The organism is Streptomyces sp. (genome assembly GCF_036566765.1).
GTDB lineage: Bacteria > Actinomycetota > Actinomycetes > Streptomycetales > Streptomycetaceae > Streptomyces.
Map to the genome: position 1 here is coordinate 1 of NZ_DATCVQ010000418.1, position 15534 is coordinate 15534.

12 protein-coding genes, 1 tRNA gene and 1 pseudogene are annotated in these 15534 nt (G+C 72.7%); 3 read left to right on the forward strand and 11 right to left on the reverse strand.

Translation table 11 applies throughout. From position 1 onward, the window contains the following. Positions 1 to 13 precede the first annotated feature (13 nt). The gene (locus VIU94_RS24590; RefSeq protein WP_331914173.1) at positions 14 to 1465 is read right to left on the reverse strand and encodes an MFS transporter; all 1452 of its coding nucleotides are present in this window, start codon (positions 1463 to 1465) and stop codon (positions 14 to 16) included. Positions 1466 to 1634: 169 nt separating this feature from the next. On the opposite strand from VIU94_RS24590, the gene VIU94_RS24595 reads away from it, so the two are divergent. Both VIU94_RS24595 and VIU94_RS24600 read left to right on the forward strand, forming a co-directional pair. Then, positions 1635 to 1705, forward strand: a tRNA-Cys gene (locus VIU94_RS24595). Between the two features lie 103 nt (positions 1706 to 1808). Continuing rightward, positions 1809 to 2192, forward strand: a complete 384-nt coding sequence (locus VIU94_RS24600) for a hypothetical protein (protein WP_331914175.1) — start codon at positions 1809 to 1811, stop codon at positions 2190 to 2192. Positions 2193 to 2201: 9 nt separating this feature from the next. Here the strand turns inward: VIU94_RS24600 and VIU94_RS24605 are convergent, their stop codons facing one another. From VIU94_RS24605 to VIU94_RS24645, 9 genes are all read right to left on the reverse strand, one after another. Next, a complete protein-coding gene (locus VIU94_RS24605) occupies positions 2202 to 4523 on the reverse strand; it encodes a xanthine dehydrogenase family protein molybdopterin-binding subunit (RefSeq protein ID WP_331914177.1) in 2322 nt (773 codons plus the stop codon). Further along, positions 4520 to 5839 carry a (2Fe-2S)-binding protein gene (locus tag VIU94_RS24610; RefSeq protein WP_414721004.1) on the reverse strand — a complete coding sequence of 440 codons (1320 nt, stop codon included), beginning with the start codon at positions 5837 to 5839 and terminating at the stop codon, positions 4520 to 4522. Before VIU94_RS24610 ends, VIU94_RS24605 begins: the two co-directional genes overlap by 4 nt. After that, positions 5836 to 6711, reverse strand: coding sequence for an FAD binding domain-containing protein (locus tag VIU94_RS24615; RefSeq protein ID WP_331914179.1), 876 nt, complete (start codon positions 6709 to 6711; stop codon positions 5836 to 5838). The genes VIU94_RS24610 and VIU94_RS24615 overlap by 4 nt, the downstream gene beginning before the upstream one ends. Positions 6712 to 6989: 278 nt before the next feature. Continuing rightward, entirely contained in the window at positions 6990 to 8618 is a 1629-nt protein-coding gene (locus VIU94_RS24620; protein ID WP_331914181.1) for a beta-N-acetylhexosaminidase, read from the reverse strand. Between the two features lie 12 nt (positions 8619 to 8630). Beyond that, positions 8631 to 9461 (reverse strand): carbohydrate ABC transporter permease, encoded by an 831-nt coding sequence (locus VIU94_RS24625; protein WP_331914183.1) that lies wholly within the window; start codon positions 9459 to 9461, stop codon positions 8631 to 8633. Beyond that, entirely contained in the window at positions 9458 to 10432 is a 975-nt protein-coding gene (locus VIU94_RS24630; RefSeq protein WP_331914185.1) for a carbohydrate ABC transporter permease, read from the reverse strand. The genes VIU94_RS24625 and VIU94_RS24630 overlap by 4 nt, the downstream gene beginning before the upstream one ends. A 7-nt stretch (positions 10433 to 10439) precedes the next feature. Further along, a complete protein-coding gene (locus tag VIU94_RS24635; RefSeq protein WP_331914187.1) occupies positions 10440 to 11744 on the reverse strand; it encodes an extracellular solute-binding protein in 1305 nt (434 codons plus the stop codon). Positions 11745 to 11952: 208 nt separating this feature from the next. Next, positions 11953 to 12243: a DUF3039 domain-containing protein gene (locus tag VIU94_RS24640; RefSeq protein ID WP_331914189.1), complete on the reverse strand. Its 291-nt coding sequence runs from the start codon at positions 12241 to 12243 to the stop codon at positions 11953 to 11955. A 30-nt stretch (positions 12244 to 12273) separates the two neighbouring features. After that, positions 12274 to 12834, reverse strand: a complete 561-nt coding sequence (locus VIU94_RS24645) for a YqgE/AlgH family protein (protein WP_331914191.1) — start codon at positions 12832 to 12834, stop codon at positions 12274 to 12276. A gap of 300 nt (positions 12835 to 13134) precedes the next feature. On the opposite strand from VIU94_RS24645, the gene murA reads away from it, so the two are divergent. Then, positions 13135 to 14475 carry a UDP-N-acetylglucosamine 1-carboxyvinyltransferase gene (gene murA / locus VIU94_RS24650; RefSeq protein ID WP_331914193.1) on the forward strand — a complete coding sequence of 447 codons (1341 nt, stop codon included), beginning with the start codon at positions 13135 to 13137 and terminating at the stop codon, positions 14473 to 14475. Between the two features lie 138 nt (positions 14476 to 14613). Here the strand turns inward: murA and VIU94_RS24655 are convergent. Then, a pseudogene (locus VIU94_RS24655) lies at positions 14614 to 15534 on the reverse strand (hypothetical protein); the annotation flags it as partial.

A 15534-nucleotide genomic window follows, 5' to 3' on the forward strand; every position in this document is an offset into this window, starting at 1 on the left:
CGCCGCGGCCGCCCTACGCCCGTAGCCGCGTCGCCACCCACGCGCCCGCCGCCGCCACCCCCGCCATCGGCAGGAAGACCGCCGCGAAGGCCGCGGGATGCGAGGTGCCCGTCGTCGCGCCGTGGGCCGTCGCGCCCACCAGGCCGCCGCCCAGGGCGGCGAAGGCCGCGCCGCCTGCGGCGAGCAGCAGGACGTTCGACAGGCCGTCGGAGATCTGCAGCGCCGCCGAGTTCGCGCCCGCCTCCTCCGGCGCCGACAGCTCAAGGAGCAGCACGCTCGTCGAGGCGATCACCACGCCCATCCCGAGGCAGCCGAACGCCCACGCCACCGCCACGATCCACGTCGGCACCGCCGGGATCAGCACGCTCGGGGCCCCCGCGATCGCCGCCGCGACCAGGATCATCCCGCCCACCAGAGCCCGCTCCCGGTACCGCTCCATCCACGGGCGCGCCTGCATGTACGAGCCCAGCGCCCACGTGAGCCCGCCCACCGCCAGCGACAGCCCGGCCAGCGTCGGGCTCAGCCCCCGCTCGGCGACCAGCATCAGCGGCACGAACGATTCCGCGGCGATGAACGAACCCGCCGCGATCCCCCGCAGCAGCACCACCGACGGCAGCCCCCGCGCCGCCCTGAACGTCCCCTTCGGCAGCAGCCCCAGCGCCGACGGCACGAGCAGCGCCGCGCCCGCCGCCGCGGGCAGCAGCGAGAGCCAGCGCAGCTCCTGGCCCGCGTACTGGAGCAGACCCGCGCCGAGCGAGATGCCGAGCGCCAGCCGGATGCGCCGCCGGTCGTACGGCGGCAGCGGCGCGGTCGGGTCCGCCGGCCCGGACGCGGTGCGCCGTATCGCCGGCAGCGCCAGCGCGAGCGGGAACACCACCAGCGCCGGTATGCCGACGAAGACCCAGCGCCACCCGAGGTGCTCGGTGATCGTCCCGGACGCGAGCGGCCCGACCACCGACGGCACCACCCAGCTCGCCGCGAACGCCGCCATGATCGCGGGCCGCAGCGCCTCGACGTACGCGCGGCTGACGACCACGTACAACGCGACGATCACCAGCCCGCCGCCGAGCCCCTGCACCGCCCGGCCGACGATGAACAGCCACATCGTCCCGGCCGTACCGGACAACAGCAGTCCGGCGGCGAAGGCCGAGATGCCGACGGCGAGCGGCGCGAGCGGGCCGCTCCGGTCGGACCACTGCCCCGAGAGCACCATCGCGAAGAGGCTGGTCGTGAAGTACGCGGAGAACGCGAAGGCGTACACGGAGACGCCGTCCAGCTCCCGCGCGGCGACCGGCATCGCCGTGCCCACGGCGGTCGCCTCGAAGGCGATGAGCAGGACGACGGAGACGATCCCGATGCTGAGCGCCCGGTGGTCCCGGTCGAGAACCCCGCCGCCGAAGGCGTCGGCGGCGGGTGCGGACGGGGCGGGAGCGACGTCGGTGTCGCGGGGGTCCAGTGCGCTCATGACGTCCAGCGTAAGGGGCGTATCCGTGGGTGAGCCCTGTCGCGAGGCGGAACGACCTCGGACCTTGGTCGTACGACCATGAACGGCGCATGGCAGTCGTGTTGCGGCCCCCGCGCTTCCCTTGAGCGCCCTACGACACGGCCCCTACGGTCGTTCCAGAGCACAACACGACCGTGTGCCCGAGAGGCCAGGGGCTCGACTGCAACTCGAGTGACGTCGGTTCGAATCCGATCACGGTCTCCGAGGAACCACTCGACGAAGGGCCTGGGGTACATCCCCAGGCCCTTCGGAATTCCTTCGAAGGATCTTCACAAGATCACATCGCCCGTGCCACAGTCCCGCCATGACAGTTACGGCCGGTCGCAAGCTCGGCGCCCTCGTCGGCGTCTGCCTCGCCGGAGGGCTTCTCCCCGGCATCACCCTCGGATCCGGCTCCGAGGCCTTCTTCTCCCTGGTCACCGCGTTCATCGCCGTCGCGCTGCTGACGCAGATCGTCTACATCGGGCCGTCCGCCCTCATCACCGGCCTGCCCCTGCTCGCCTTCACCGTCGCCGGGGTCGTCCAGGACTCGCTGATCTGGTGGCTGCTGGCGTGGCTCGGGTCGACCGGCGGGATCGAGCTGCGGGTGAACGGGTTCCTGACGATCGTGCTCGCCGGCCTGATCACCCGCGTCGCGATCCTCGCCGTATCCCTCGTCCTCGGCCGCCCGGCGGCCGAGGACGACTGAACGTCCGGGTTACGACGACTGCGCCGCGGCCACCGCCGCCTGCGGCCTGATCGGCAGGCGGTTCACCGGGCGGCCCGTCGCCGCCCGGACCGCCGAGGCCACCGCCGCCGGGGACGTCACGACCGGCACCGCGCTCGCCGGCTTCGCGCCGAACGGGGCGACCACGTCGCGCTCCTCCACCAGCTTGACGATCCGGATGTCCGGGGCGTCGAGCGCGGTGGGCAGCGCGTAGCCCATGAAGTCCGGGTGCCGGACCACGCCGCGAGCCGTGCGCAGGTTCTCCGTCAGCGCCGCGCCGACGCCCTGCGTGACGCCCGCCTCGATCCGGGCCGCGAGCTGTGCCGGGTTCAGGATCCGGCCGACGTCCTGGGCGACGGCCATCTCCACCACCCGTACCGAGCCGAGCTCGATGTCGACGTCCACCACCGCGCGGACCGCGCAGAACGCGAGGCCCACGAACGCGTCGCCCTGCCCCGACTCGTCCAGCGGCTCGGTCGGGTGCGGGCGGCACTGGGCGGTGGCCCACAGCTCCTTGCCGTCCATCGCCTCGGTGACCGTCGTGGACAGCACGCCGTCGTACGAGGTGATCTTGCCGTCGGTGATCTGGAGCAGCTCGGTGGACATGCCGAACTTGTGGGCCAGCGGCTGCAGCAGCTGCGTACGGACCATCTTGGCCGCCCGCTCGACCGCGCCGCCCGACACCCAGGTGTGCCGGCCGTGCGTCGCGGGACCGGCCGGCGGCTGGTCGGTGTCGACCGAGGCGACGTGCACCTCGTCGATGCCCAGGGTCTCCTGGACGATCTGGCGGGCCAGCGTGGAGAAGCCCGAACCGGTCTCCACCGCCGCGCAGATGACCGTCGCGACCCCGTCCTGCACCTTCACCGTGGCCGTCGAGACCTCGTCCGTGCCCTCCGCGCCGAGCATGTGGACCATGCCGAGCGCGTAGCCGACGCCCCGCCGCACCGCCCCGGGCTCGCCCGCGCCCTCGGGGCCGCCGGGCAGCAGCCAGTCGTCCTCCGGGACGTCCATCGGCAGCGCGGGCAGCGGGAAGTCCCGTACCGCGGCGAGGAGTTCGGCGACCGGGGCCGGGCAGGTCACGGTCTGGCCGGTGGGCAGCAGGTCGCCGGTCGACAGCACGTTGCGCATCCGCAGCTCGGCCGGGTCCACGCCGAGCCGGGCCGCCAGCTTGTCCATCTGCGCCTCGTAGGCGGCGCACACCTGCAGGGCGCCCTCGCCGCGCACATGGCCGGACGGGGGGTTGTTCGTACGGACCGCCCAGCCCTCGATGAAGGCGTGCGGGACGACGTACGGGCCGCAGGCGAACGAGACGGCGGCGGCGAGGGACTCGGCGGAGTGATCGGCGTACGCGCCGGCGTCCAGCAGGATCTGCGCCTCGACCTTCACCAGCCGGCCCTCCGCGTCCGCGTGGTGGCGGTAGCGCAGCAGCGTCGGGTGGCGGTGGGCGTGGCCGAGGAAGGACTCCTCGCGCGTGGCGGTGAGCTTGACCGGGCAACCGGTACGCAGCGCGAGCAGGCCCAGCGGGATCTGGAAGCCCGGGTCCTCGCGGTCGCTGGTCGCGCCGGGCACGCCGGTGACGACGACCTTGACCTGCTCGGGGGCGAGCCCGAAGCAGGCCGCCGCCAGGTCGCGGTCGGTGTGCGGGTCGGTGGAGGCGGTGTAGATCTCGACGCCGCCGTCCGGGCGCGGGACGGCCAGGCCGGCCTCGGCGCCGACCGGCGCGGGGTCCTGCCGGCCGATCCGGTACAGGCCCTCGACGATCACCTCGCCGGTCGCCTCGGCGTCGCCGAAGCTCAGCGGGATGTGCCGGATCAGGTTGCCGTCCGGGTGCAGCGCGGGCGCGGCGAAGGCCTTCTCCGGGTCGGTGACCGGCTCCAGGACCTCGTACTCGACGGCGATGGCCGCGGCGGCGAGCCGGGCCGTGTCGGGGTGGTCGGCGGCGACGGCGGCGATCGCCTCGCCGTGGTGCCGGACGACGTCGGAGGCGAACACCGGGCGGTCGGCGACGGTCCGGCCGTACGCCGGGTCCCCGGGCACGTCGGCGTGGGTCACGACGGCGCGGACGCCCGGCATCTCGGCGGCGGCCGCGGTGTCGAGGGAGACGATCCGGGCGTGCGGGTGCGGCGAGCGCAGGACCGCCGCCCACAGCAGGCCCTCGGCCCACAGATCGGAGGCGTACGGGAAGGTGCCCTCGGTCTTGGCGCGGGCGTCGGCCGGCGGCAGGGACACGCCCAGGCCGTGCGGCGGCAGCTCCTGCTGCTGCGGACCGTCGAGCGACGCCGTGGGAACGGCGGTGGTCGTGTCGCTGCTCACGCCATGCCTCCGTCGAGCGGGTGGGGAATCTGGTGCGGGATGCGCGCCTCGTCCGCCTGGTCCGCGGCCGACTCGGCGGCCGCGGTCGCGGTCGCGGCCCGCTCGGCGACGACCTCCTGGACGGCGTCGAGCACGCCCCGGTAGCCGGAGCAGCGGCACAGGTTGCCGCAGAGGGCCTGGCGGGCGTCCAGCTCAGTGGGGGCGTGGTTGCCCTCGAGGAGGTCGTGGACGGTCATGGCCATGCCCGGGATGCAGTACCCGCACTGGACCGCCCCGCACTTGGCGAGGGCCCGCTGGACGTCGGAGGGCTCGCCGTCGACGGCCAGGCCCTCGACCGTGCGGACCTCGCTGCCGGCGGCGGTCGCGGCGGGCACCAGGCAGGAGGCCACGAGCCGGCCGTCGACCTGGACGTTGCACGCGCCGCACTCGCCCTGCGAGCAACCGTCCTTGGCGCCGGCGAGGCCGAGCCGCTCGCGCAGCACGTAGAGCAGGGACTCGCCGATCCAGGAGCCGGTGACGGGCCGGTCCGCGCCGTTGACGCGCAGGACGTACGAGATGTGCGGGTGCTCGTCGCTGTCGCTGCTGCTGCCCGTGTCGAACACGGGGGCGGGCGCGGCCTCCGGGAGGTCCTCAGGAGCCTCCGGAAGCCCCTCGGGGGCCTCCGGGAGGAACTCGGGGCGCTCGGCCGCCACGGGCTCGGCGACGGCGGCGTCGGGTTCGTGCCCGGCTTCAGGCTCGGGCTCGTGAGCGGGCTCCTCCGGCTCCGGGACCGCCCAGGGCGCGGGCGCGCCGCCGGGCAGCGTCGCGGGCGCGCTGCTCGCGTACTGGGCCAGCATCGAGGTGGTGAACTCGCCGGACTCGTCCGAGCCCTCCGGCACGGTCGGGATGGTCCACTGACCGGTGGACTGCGAGGCCTCGGGGAAGCTCCACTGCCCGGTCGCGTGCGGGTCGTGCTCCGGCAGCGGCTCGGGATGATGCTCCGGCAGCGGCTCGGGTTCGCCGGTGACCGCCGCGGGCCCGATGTACTCCGCCTCCGTCGGCGGCTGCACCGCCCAGGTGCCGGTCGCCGCCGGGTCGGTCGCCGCGGCCGGGGTCAGCGGCACGATCATCGGCGGCACATAGCCGTGGCCGGGGGCCTCCAGGGTCGCGGCGGCGAAGTCGAAGTCCGGCGGGAGCTGGACGAAGGCCGTGGCGTCGCTGTCGTAGCCCTCGCTCTGCGGGATGGGCTGCCAGCCGCCGTACTCCGGCCCCGGACCCTGCCCCGGTTCGCTCCCCTGCGGCGTCCCGTACGGGTTCTCGTTCTCGTCGGTGCTCACGACAGCGCCCTCCCCAGTGCCCGTCGGGCCAGCGCGGCGACGGTGCGCCGCAGGTGCAGTACGGCGGGCGGCAGCTGCTCGTCGCCCTCCGGGTCCGGGATGCAGGCGGCGGCCACGTACTCGCCGAAGGCCGTCAGCGCCTCGGGCGCGAGGCCCCGCTCGTTGTCCCAGTCGACCAGCGAGGCGATCCAGCGCTCCGCCTCCAGCGGCCGCAGCGGCATCGGCGCGATCGCGCCCACCGCGCAGCGCACCGCGCGGTGCGCCGGGTCGAGGACGACGGCGACGGACGCGGAGGCGCGGGCGGGGCCGGTGCGGCCGGTCGCCTTGAGGAAGACCTGCGGGGCGTGCAGCAGCGGTACACGGACGAAGCCGACGAGCTCGCCGGGCGCGAGCAGGTCCCGGCCGGCCAGCAGGTGCGAGACGGGGATCTCGCGGCCGCCGTCCGGGCCCACGACGACCAGGTCGGCCTCCAGGGCGGCCAGGACGGGCAGCGAGTCGCCGGTGGGCGCGGCGGAGACGACGTTGCCGCCGAGGGTGCCGGCGTTGCGGATCTGGGGCGGTCCGGCGGCGCGGGCGGCCGCGGCGAGCGCGGGGATCAGGGCGGCGAAGTCGGGGCGGCCCATCCGGGAGTGGGTGAGGCCCGCGCCGAGCAGCGCGTGACCGTCCTGGTACTGCCAGCCCCGGATCTCGTTGATCCGGCCCAGGCCGACGAGCCCGGCGGGGCGCAGCTGCCCCCGGTTGACGGCCGCCATCAGATCGGTGCCGCCCGCGACGGGCACGGCGGCGGGCATCGCGGTGAGCGCGGCCACGGCCTCGTCGAGCGTGGCCGGCAGCGTCACCGAATGCGCCGTCCGTGGTGCGTGCGTGGTCAACCCGCTGCCCCTTCCCGGTGTCCCCGACTGTCCCCGGTCGTCCCGCCTGTGTGGCCGTACCGTACGTGCTCACAGCCCGGACGTGGCAACTCTGGCACATCTTCCGAGCCGTCCGACGCGAGGGTCCGCGAAGGACGGTTCCGTCCCGGACCTCCCACGACCTGGATTTTGGCCGGTTTTGCCCCTCCTTCGGACGCAGGGGCAGATTGCCGTTTCTTCGGCGAATTCCGGGGCCGGCGGCGGGGGTCCGGGGACAGCAGGGACAGGGGCGGCCGAACTCACACGTTCGGGGGCTTCCCCTCGATCGGGCGGCCGGGCACACCCGGGCGACGCTGCCACGGAAGCGGTCCCGAAGGCGGCCGATAGTCGACGCCGAGAGCGTCGAGCCGCGCGTAGTGGGCGGTCATCCGCCGCTCGAAATCGGCGAAGTCGCGCGCGGCGGGGGCGGGCAGGGCGGACCAGGCGACCTCGGCGAAGGCGGCGAGCCGCGGGAAGACCTGGTAGTCGACCCGGGCGCGGTTCTCCATGCACTCGGTCCAGACGTTGGCCTGAGTGCCCAGCACATGCGCGGCGGCCGCGTCGGACAGGCCCGGCGGCACGGGCTCGAAGCGGTACACGTCCTCCAGGGTGCGGACGAACCCGATGGGCACCGGCTCGTCCTCGCCCGGGGCCTGACGGTGGTCCAGATAGACCTGCTGCTCCGGGCAGACGACGACGTCGTGCCCGGCCTCCGCGGCGGCGATCCCGCCCGCGTACCCGCGCCAGGAGGAGACGGCCGCGCCGGGCGCGAGACCGCCCTCCAGGATCTCGTCCCAGCCGATCAGGCGGCGGCCGCGGTCGGCCAGCCAGCGGTCGAAGTGCCGGACGAACCAGGACTGCAGCTCGTCCTCGTCGGCGAGCCCGAGCTCCTTCATGCGGGCCTGCGCGGTCGCGGAGGCGCGCCACTGCTCCTTGGGGCATTCGTCGCCGCCCATGTGCACGAACGGCGACGGGAAGAGGTCGAGGACCTCCTCGAGCACGCCCTCGTAGAAGCGGAGGACGGCGTCGGTCGGGGCGAGGACGTTCGGGTTGACGCCCCAGGAGTCCCAGACGCCGAGCGCGGCGGTGTCGACGACGTCGGTGTTGCCGAGCTCGGGGTACGCGGCGATGGCGGCCTGCGAGTGGCCGGGGACGTCGATCTCGGGGATGACGTCGATGTGCCGCTCGGCGGCGTACGCGACGATCTCGCGGATGTCGTCGTGCGTGTAGAACCCGCCGTGCGGCGTCTCGTTCCACGCCCGCGAGGCCCCGTGCCCCCACCTGGTCCGCGCCCGCCACGCCCCGACCTCGGTGAGCCGCGGATACCGCTCGATCTCGATCCGCCAGCCCTGGTCGTCGGTGAGGTGCAGGTGGAGCACGTTGAGCTTGTGTGCGGCGAGCAGATCCACGTACCGCAGCACGTCGTCCTTGGCCATGAAGTGCCGCGCGACGTCGAGCATGAGGCCGCGCCAGGGGAAGCGGGGGGCGTCGGTGACGGACTGGGCCGCCAGGCCGGCCGTCGCCCGGGGCCCGGCCGCCTTGCGGAATGCCTCGGGCCCCAGGAGCTGACGGAACGTCTGGGCTCCCCAGAAGACGCCGGCCGGGTCACCGCCGGCGATCTCGACCGTCCCGTCGACGGACACGTCCAGGCGGTACGCCTCGGGCCCCAGGGTGGCGTCCAGGCGCAGCCGGACGGTGTTCTCCCGCCGTCCGGCCGCGGCGGGCCGCAGGGGCAGGCCGAAGGCCGCGCCGAGCGTGGCGCGCAGCCAGCGCTCGGTGGACTCGGCGCCGGGCGCGGCCTCCAGGGTCGTGCGCTGGTCGAGGACGACGCTGCAGCCGTACGGCCCCTCGACGCTCGCGGGGGCGGGGATCAGGTCCATCAGGTCCATGGGGTCAGCCCTTCAGTCCTTCACCGCGCCGCCCAGTCCGGAGACCAGGCGTCGCTGTACGAGTACGAAGAAGACGAGCACCGGGAGCGTCATGACGGTCGACGCCGCCATGATGCCGCCCCAGTCGTTCTCGTCCGGTTTGAAGAAGACGAGCAACGCCATCGGCAGCGTCGACTGCGATGTGTCGCTGATGAGGAAGGACTTCGCGAAGAGGAAGTCGTTCCACGTCGAGATGAACGAGAAGACGCTGGTGGCGACCAGCCCGGGGAACACCAGCGGGAACAGGATCTGCCACAGGAACCGCGTCCGGCTCGCGCCGTCGATCGCGGCCTGTTCCTCCAGCGCCTCCGGGACCGCCTTCACGAAGCCGCGCAGCATCCAGATCGCGAACGGCAGCGAGAAGGCGAGGTGCGGCAGGATCAGCGAGCCCAGCGTGTTGAGCTGGCCGAGGTCCCGCATCAGGAAGAACAGCGGGATCGTCAGCGCCTCGATCGGCACCGTCTGCGCGACCAGGAACATGATGAGCAGCGTGGTCCGGAACCGGAAGCGGAACCGGGTGACCGCCGTCGCCGCGAGGAAGGCGATCAGCGCGGAGGCGACGACGACCGTGCCCGCGACGAGCAGGCTGTTGAGGAAGTACCGGCCGAAATCCTGCTGTTCGAAGACCCGCCGGAAGGAGTCCAGGGACGGCGCGAGGGTCCACGGGCGGGCCTCGGTCGACTGGATCTCGCCGGCCGGTTTGAAGGCCGAGAGGACCATCCAGTACAGCGGGAAGGCGACGCCGGCGGCGACGAGGAGAGCGACCGCGTCCACGGCGAGCCGGCCTTTGCGCAGCGAACTCACAGCTCTTCTCCCTGGCGACGCAGCAGACGGAGGTACACGAGCGTCACGCCCAGCAGGATCAGCAGCATCACGACGCCGATCGCCGAGCCGAGGCTGTACTGCGAGGACGCGAACGCCTTCTGGTAGGCGTACACGTTGAGGACGAGGTTCTGGCCGGCGATGCCGCCGCCGTTCGTCATCACGTAGATCTGGGTGAAGACCTTGAAGTCCCAGATGATCGACTGGATCGTGACGACGACGAGGATCGGCCGGAGCATCGGCGCGGTGACGGACCGCCAGATCCGCCACTGCGACGCGCCGTCGAGCGCGGCGGCCTCCAGGACCTCCGCCGGAATGGCCTTGACGCCCGCGTAGACGGTGACCATCACGAACGGGAACGAGCACCAGACGACCTCGAGGAGGACGAGGGCGAAGGCGCTGTGGCGCCCGTACGTCCAGGAGAAGTCGCCGAGCCCGAGGAGCCGGTTGACCGGGCCGTGGTCGGGGTCGAAGAGGAAGACCCAGACGGTCGAGCCGGTGACGGCGGGCGTCGCCCACGCGCCGAGCGCGGCGAGCATGAGGACCAGCCGCGGGACGGCCCGTACACGGGTCAGCAGGACGGCCAGGGCGCAGCCGACGGTGAGCGTGGCGACGACGCAGGCCGCGGCGAACAGCACGGTCGCGAGCAGGACCTGCCAGAACTGCGGGTCGGAGAAGAGCGCGGCGTAGTTGCCGAGGCCCTGGAAGGACGTCGGCTCGCCGCCGCTGACCTGGGCCTGGGTGTACTCCAGGAGGGAGATCAGCCCGAGCTGGTAGATCGGGTACACGAGCAGCGCGCCGAGCACGACGAGGGCGGGCAGCAGGTAGAGCCAGGGGGTCCACCCGGAGCGGTGGCGGGGGACGGGGGCGGCGGGCACGGCGGTGCGGGCGGTTCGCGCAGGGCGTGCGGTGCGTGCGGGGCCCTTGAGGGCCTCGTCCGTGCGGTGCGTCATCGTTTCGTCAGCCCGCCGCCGCGAACGCCGCGTCCATCTTCTTCGCCGCGTCGTCGGAGGCCGTAGCCACGTCCTTACGGCCGCTCACGATCTCCTGGAACATCGTCGGCAGCACCTGCGAGGCGTCGATCTGCCCCCATCCCGGGGACGCCGGGACGAACTTCGCGCCCGCGCCGAGGGAGTCGATGAACGGCTTCACGAACGGCTGCCTGCGCGCGGCCTCGGCGCGGACGTCGGTGTACGTGGGCAGGAAGCCCATCGCGTCGAAGAGCCGGCCCTGGGTCTCCTTCCCGGCCAGCGTCTTCATCAGGTCGACCGCGAGGGTCCGGTGCGAGGTGCTCTTGAGGACGCCGAGGTTGTTGCCGCCCGCGAAGGGCGGGGCGATCGAACCGGGGGTCGTGCCGGGCAGCGGGACGACCGCGTACTTGCCCTTCACCGCGCCCGCCTCCACCGCCGCGTGGCTGAAGTCGCCGCCGATCGCCATCGCCGCCTTGCCGGAGGCGAACGCGGTGACCGTCGCGTTGCCGCCCATGGCGGCGCACTTGGCGGCCGGGCAGTTGTCGTCGCCGAAGAGCGAGGTGTACGAGGCGATGCCCTTGCGCGCGGCCTCGCCGTTGATCGCGGACTTGTACGCGCCGGCCGAACCGGTGGCCAGTTCGCCGCCGTTGGCCCAGACGAACGGCATCGCGCCGTACGTGTACGCGCCGCCGACGGCGATCCCGTACAGCTCGGGCCTCGCCTTGCGGACCTTCTTCGCGGTGGAGATCAGCTCGGCCTGGGTCTTGGGCGGCTGGACGCCCAACTCCCGGAAGACGTCGGTGCGGTAGTAGAGCGCGCGCACACCGACGAAGAGCGGGGCGCCGTAGACCTTGCCGTCGACGGTGACGGAGGACTTGGCGGTGGGGTCGGCGTCCTTCGCGTCGGCCCAGGCCCCGAACTCGGCGGTGACGTCGGCGAGTCCGCCGTCCTTCACGTACCCGGCGGTGTCGGTGTTGCCGTACTCGATGAGGTCGGGCGCGGAGGCGGGGTCGTTGAAGGCGGCCTTGACGCGCTGGGCGCGGGTGTCGACCGGGATGTACTCGACGTCCACGTGCACGCCCTTGTTCCGGGCGCGGAAGGTGGCGAGCGCCGCCTCGACCACCTGCTCCTTGGGCTTGTTGTCGACCTCCCGGAAGAGCCAGACGCGCAGCGTGCCGCTCTTCTCGTCCTTCGACGCCTTCCCGTCGGAGGTCTGGGGGGCGCAGCCGGTCGCGGCGAGGCCGGCGAGCACAACCGCGGTGATCGGGGCGACGATTCGAGCAGAACGCTTCATTCGGACTCCCACCCATCGACGTTGCAACATACGCAACGCGCGTTTCGCGCTGCACAACACGCGAGAGGTTAGAGCCGCACGCACACCCCGACAAGTGGTCTCAACCACTCCGTGACCGACGGAAGCACTCCCTGCAACGCGAGACGGCCCCCGGTACGCATGCCGAAGCACGCATACCGGGGGCCGTCCCCGCGGTCAGGACCGGTCGCTACTTGTCCTTGCCGCCCTTGTCCTTGTCCTTGTCCCCGCCGGAGCCCATGGACTCGTAGATCTCCTTGCACATCGGACAGACCGGGTACTTCTTGGGGTCGCGCCCCGGCACCCAGACCTTCCCGCACAGTGCCACCACGGGAGTGCCGTCGAGGGCACTCGCCATGATCTTGTCCTTCTGGACGTAATGGGCGTAGCGCTCGTGGTCGCCGTCACCGGAGGACACCTGTGGCGTCGGCTCCACGAGGGTTCCCGTACCTGCCCCGCGCTCGGGCTCGAGAGTGCTCATGGGTCCCAAGAGTACTGAAACCCGGCGGCTTCAGTTCAGCGACGGGTCGTCCGGGTACGTGGCGACGATCGCCAGTTCGCCGCGCTGGCGGCGCAGGACCGCACGCCAGAGGGTTTCGGGGTGAGGAGAGGAGACGTCGCCGGGTTCGGACTCGACGACGTACCAGGCGCCCTCCGCGAGCTCGCGCTCCAGCTGGGCGGGGCCCCAGCCCGCGTAACCGGCGAAGATCCGGAGCGAGCCGAGGGCGGCGGCGAGCAGTTCGGGCGGGGTCTCCAGGTCGACCAGGCCGATCGCGCCGTGCACCCGGCGCCAGCCGATCGGGCCCTCGTCGCCGGGGATCACCGCGACGCCGAGCGCGGCGTCGAGCGAGACCGGGCCGCCCTGGAAGACCACCCCGGGCTCGCCGGCCAGCGGCGCCCAGCCCGCCAGGATGTCACCGACGGTGATGGGGGTCGGCCGGTTCAGGACCACACCGAGGGAGCCCTCGTCGTCGTGGTCGAGCAGCAGCACGACCGCGCGGTCGAAGTTCGGGTCCGTGAGCGCGGGCGTGGCGACGAGCAGCCGTCCTGTGAGCGAGGACACCTCGGTCATGCGAGACATGATCCCGCATCTCGGCCGTCCGTGGGGGCCGAGCGGCCGGACCGGGACGGCGGCGCACGGCGACGCAGGTGAGGCGCGCGCTGTCCGATGTCCGGGGAACGACCGACACACAAACGGACGGTGACGCTCCGCAAGATCGGGTGAACAGAGTGTGTTGTGCCGAATTCATTACATCTGCCGGGCGCCCTCGCCCTTACAAGAAGGGGGTGGTCGGCCCTTACTCTTTTCCCTGGCCCTGCCCGAGCTCTCCCTCGCACCACTGAGGGGGACACCCTCCGGAACGCGAGATTCATGACCGGCACAGACGATGTCCTGCTTGTCCACGGCGGAACCCCGCTGGTGGGCGAGATCCGTGTCCGCGGCGCGAAGAATCTCGTGCCCAAGGCGATGGTCGCCGCCCTGCTCGGCAGTGAGCCGAGCCGACTGCGCAACGTGCCCGACATCCGGGACGTGCGCGTGGTGCGCGGGCTGCTCCAGCTGCACGGCGTGACGGTTCGCCCCGGCGAGGAGCCGGGCGAGCTGGTGCTCGACCCGACGCACGTCGAGTCCGCCAACGTGGCCGACATCGATGCCCACGCGGGCTCGTCGCGCATCCCGATCCTGTTCTGCGGCCCGCTGCTGCACCGCCTCGGCCACGCCTTCATCCCGGGCCTGGGCGGCTGCGACATCGGCGGTCGGCCGATCGACTTCCACTTCGACGTGCTGCGCCAGTTCGGCGCGACCATCGAGAAGCGGGAGGACGGCCAGTACCTGGAGGCCCCACAGCGGCTGCGCGGCACCAAGATCCGGCTGCCGTACCCCTCGGTCGGCTCGACCGAGCAGGTGCTGCTCACGGCCGTCCTGGCGGAGGGCGTCACCGAGCTCTCCAACGCGGCGGTGGAGCCGGAGATCGAGGACCTGATCTGCGTCCTGCAGAAAATGGGCGCGATCATCTCCATGGACACCGACCGGACGATCCGGATCACCGGTGTCGACAAGCTCGGCGGCTACACCCACCGCGCGCTCCCGGACCGCCTGGAGGCGGCCTCCTGGGCGTCGGCGGCGCTGGCGACCGAGGGCGACATCTACGTGCGCGGCGCGCAGCAGCGCTCGATGATGACCTTCCTCAACACGTACCGGAAGGTCGGCGGCGCCTTCGAGATCGACGACGAGGGCATCCGCTTCTGGCACCCCGGCGGCCAGCTGAAGTCGATCGCCCTGGAGACGGACGTGCACCCCGGCTTCCAGACCGATTGGCAGCAGCCGCTGGTGGTCGCGCTGACGCAGGCGACGGGTCTGTCGATCGTGCACGAGACGGTGTACGAGTCCCGGCTCGGTTTCACCTCCGCGCTGAACCAGATGGGCGCGCACATCCAGCTGTACCGCGAGTGCCTCGGCGGCTCGGACTGCCGCTTCGGCCAGCGCAACTTCCTGCACTCGGCGGTCGTGTCGGGCCCCACGAAGCTCCAGGGCGCGGACCTGGTCATCCCGGACCTGCGCGGCGGCTTCTCCTACCTGATCGCGGCGCTGGCGGCGCAGGGGACGTCGCGGGTGCACGGGATCGACCTGATCAACCGTGGCTACGAGAACTTCATGGAGAAGCTCGAGAAGCTCGGGGCGAAGGTGGAGCTTCCGGGCGGCAAGCTCGTCTGACGCGGGGAGCGCGGGGGCGCGGGCCCCTGCGGCGGGCCTTCCCGATCTGGGGGCAAGCCCCCAGACCCCCGTATGCGACCTTCGGCCGCATGTCCTCAAACGCCGGACGGGCTGAATGTGCGGCCCCCCATGTCGTATTCACGCCGCCTCCGTGCGGGCCGCCGTCATGCCCGCCGCGTCCAGCAGGGCCGTGCCCACGATCAGGTCCGCGCCGCCGAATTCGGGGTCGTCCAGTTCGGTGCCGTCGTCGACGGCGAACAGGAGCCGTTCCTCGCCCTGGCGGTAGGCCGTGCCTACCGGGGGGCTTGCGGCGTGGATGGCCAGCAGGGCGACCAGGTACGGCAGTTCGGGGTCGCGGCGGCGCGCCTCGGCGAGCAGGCCGGAGAGGCGGCGCGGCGCGTCGTGTTCCAGGTCGAGCAGTTCCATCGCGCTCGCCAGCTGCTCCTCGCTGAAGCGGCTGTCGTCGGGCGTGGCGATCAGATCGGGCTCGGGCATCTCCGCACCCAGGTGTTCGCGCTCCGCCGGCGGCGTGAGCAGCATGTCGACCAGATCACCGACCCGTACGGACGACGGCGTGCGCAGCCCTGTCCCACGGGCGAAGAAGGCGTCCGTGACACGGATCGCCGCCTCGACGGGCAGCGGCAGCAGCGGGGCGAGAAGCTGTCCGTACAGATCGAGTCCGGTCCGCGCGGTGGGGCGGGCGAAGGCCTGGCGGTCCTGTTCGGCGCGGAACAGCGGGCCCGCCTCCAGGAGCCGGGACTGCAGCTGGGTGTGGCGGCGGATGCAGTCCTTGACTATGTCGACGAGTTCGGCGGCGCGGCGCTTGTGCTCCGGTTCCTCCGACTCGTCCCTGGCCTTGCGGATGTTGGTCAGGATGGCGTTCTCGTGCCGGTAGCGGTCGGCGACGTGGTCGAGCGCCTCGGCGATCATGTCGGGGACGGTGCGGATCCAGTCGACGGCCCGGACGTTGCGGCGGGTGGCGTCCAGGGCGCGGCGCAGGGTCTCGGCGTACTGCACCGTGCGGTAGCGGGCCTGTTCCGCGGCGAGCTGGGCGTCGGC

Excerpts from the sequence above, each read along its gene's own strand:
- VIU94_RS24620 (WP_331914181.1), bottom strand. The coding sequence starts at position 8,618 with ATGGACCTGATGGACCTGATCCCCGCCCCCGCGAGCGTCGAGGGGCCG.
- VIU94_RS24590 (WP_331914173.1), bottom strand. The coding sequence starts at position 1,465 with ATGAGCGCACTGGACCCCCGCGACACCGACGTCGCTCCCGCCCCGTCC.
- VIU94_RS24640 (WP_331914189.1), bottom strand. The coding sequence starts at position 12,243 with ATGAGCACTCTCGAGCCCGAGCGCGGGGCAGGTACGGGAACCCTCGTG.
- VIU94_RS24630 (WP_331914185.1), bottom strand. The coding sequence starts at position 10,432 with ATGACGCACCGCACGGACGAGGCCCTCAAGGGCCCCGCACGCACCGCA.
- murA (WP_331914193.1), top strand. The coding sequence starts at position 13,135 with ATGACCGGCACAGACGATGTCCTGCTTGTCCACGGCGGAACCCCGCTG.
- VIU94_RS24600 (WP_331914175.1), top strand. The coding sequence starts at position 1,809 with ATGACAGTTACGGCCGGTCGCAAGCTCGGCGCCCTCGTCGGCGTCTGC.
- VIU94_RS24635 (WP_331914187.1), bottom strand. The coding sequence starts at position 11,744 with ATGAAGCGTTCTGCTCGAATCGTCGCCCCGATCACCGCGGTTGTGCTC.
- VIU94_RS24645 (WP_331914191.1), bottom strand. The coding sequence starts at position 12,834 with ATGACCGAGGTGTCCTCGCTCACAGGACGGCTGCTCGTCGCCACGCCC.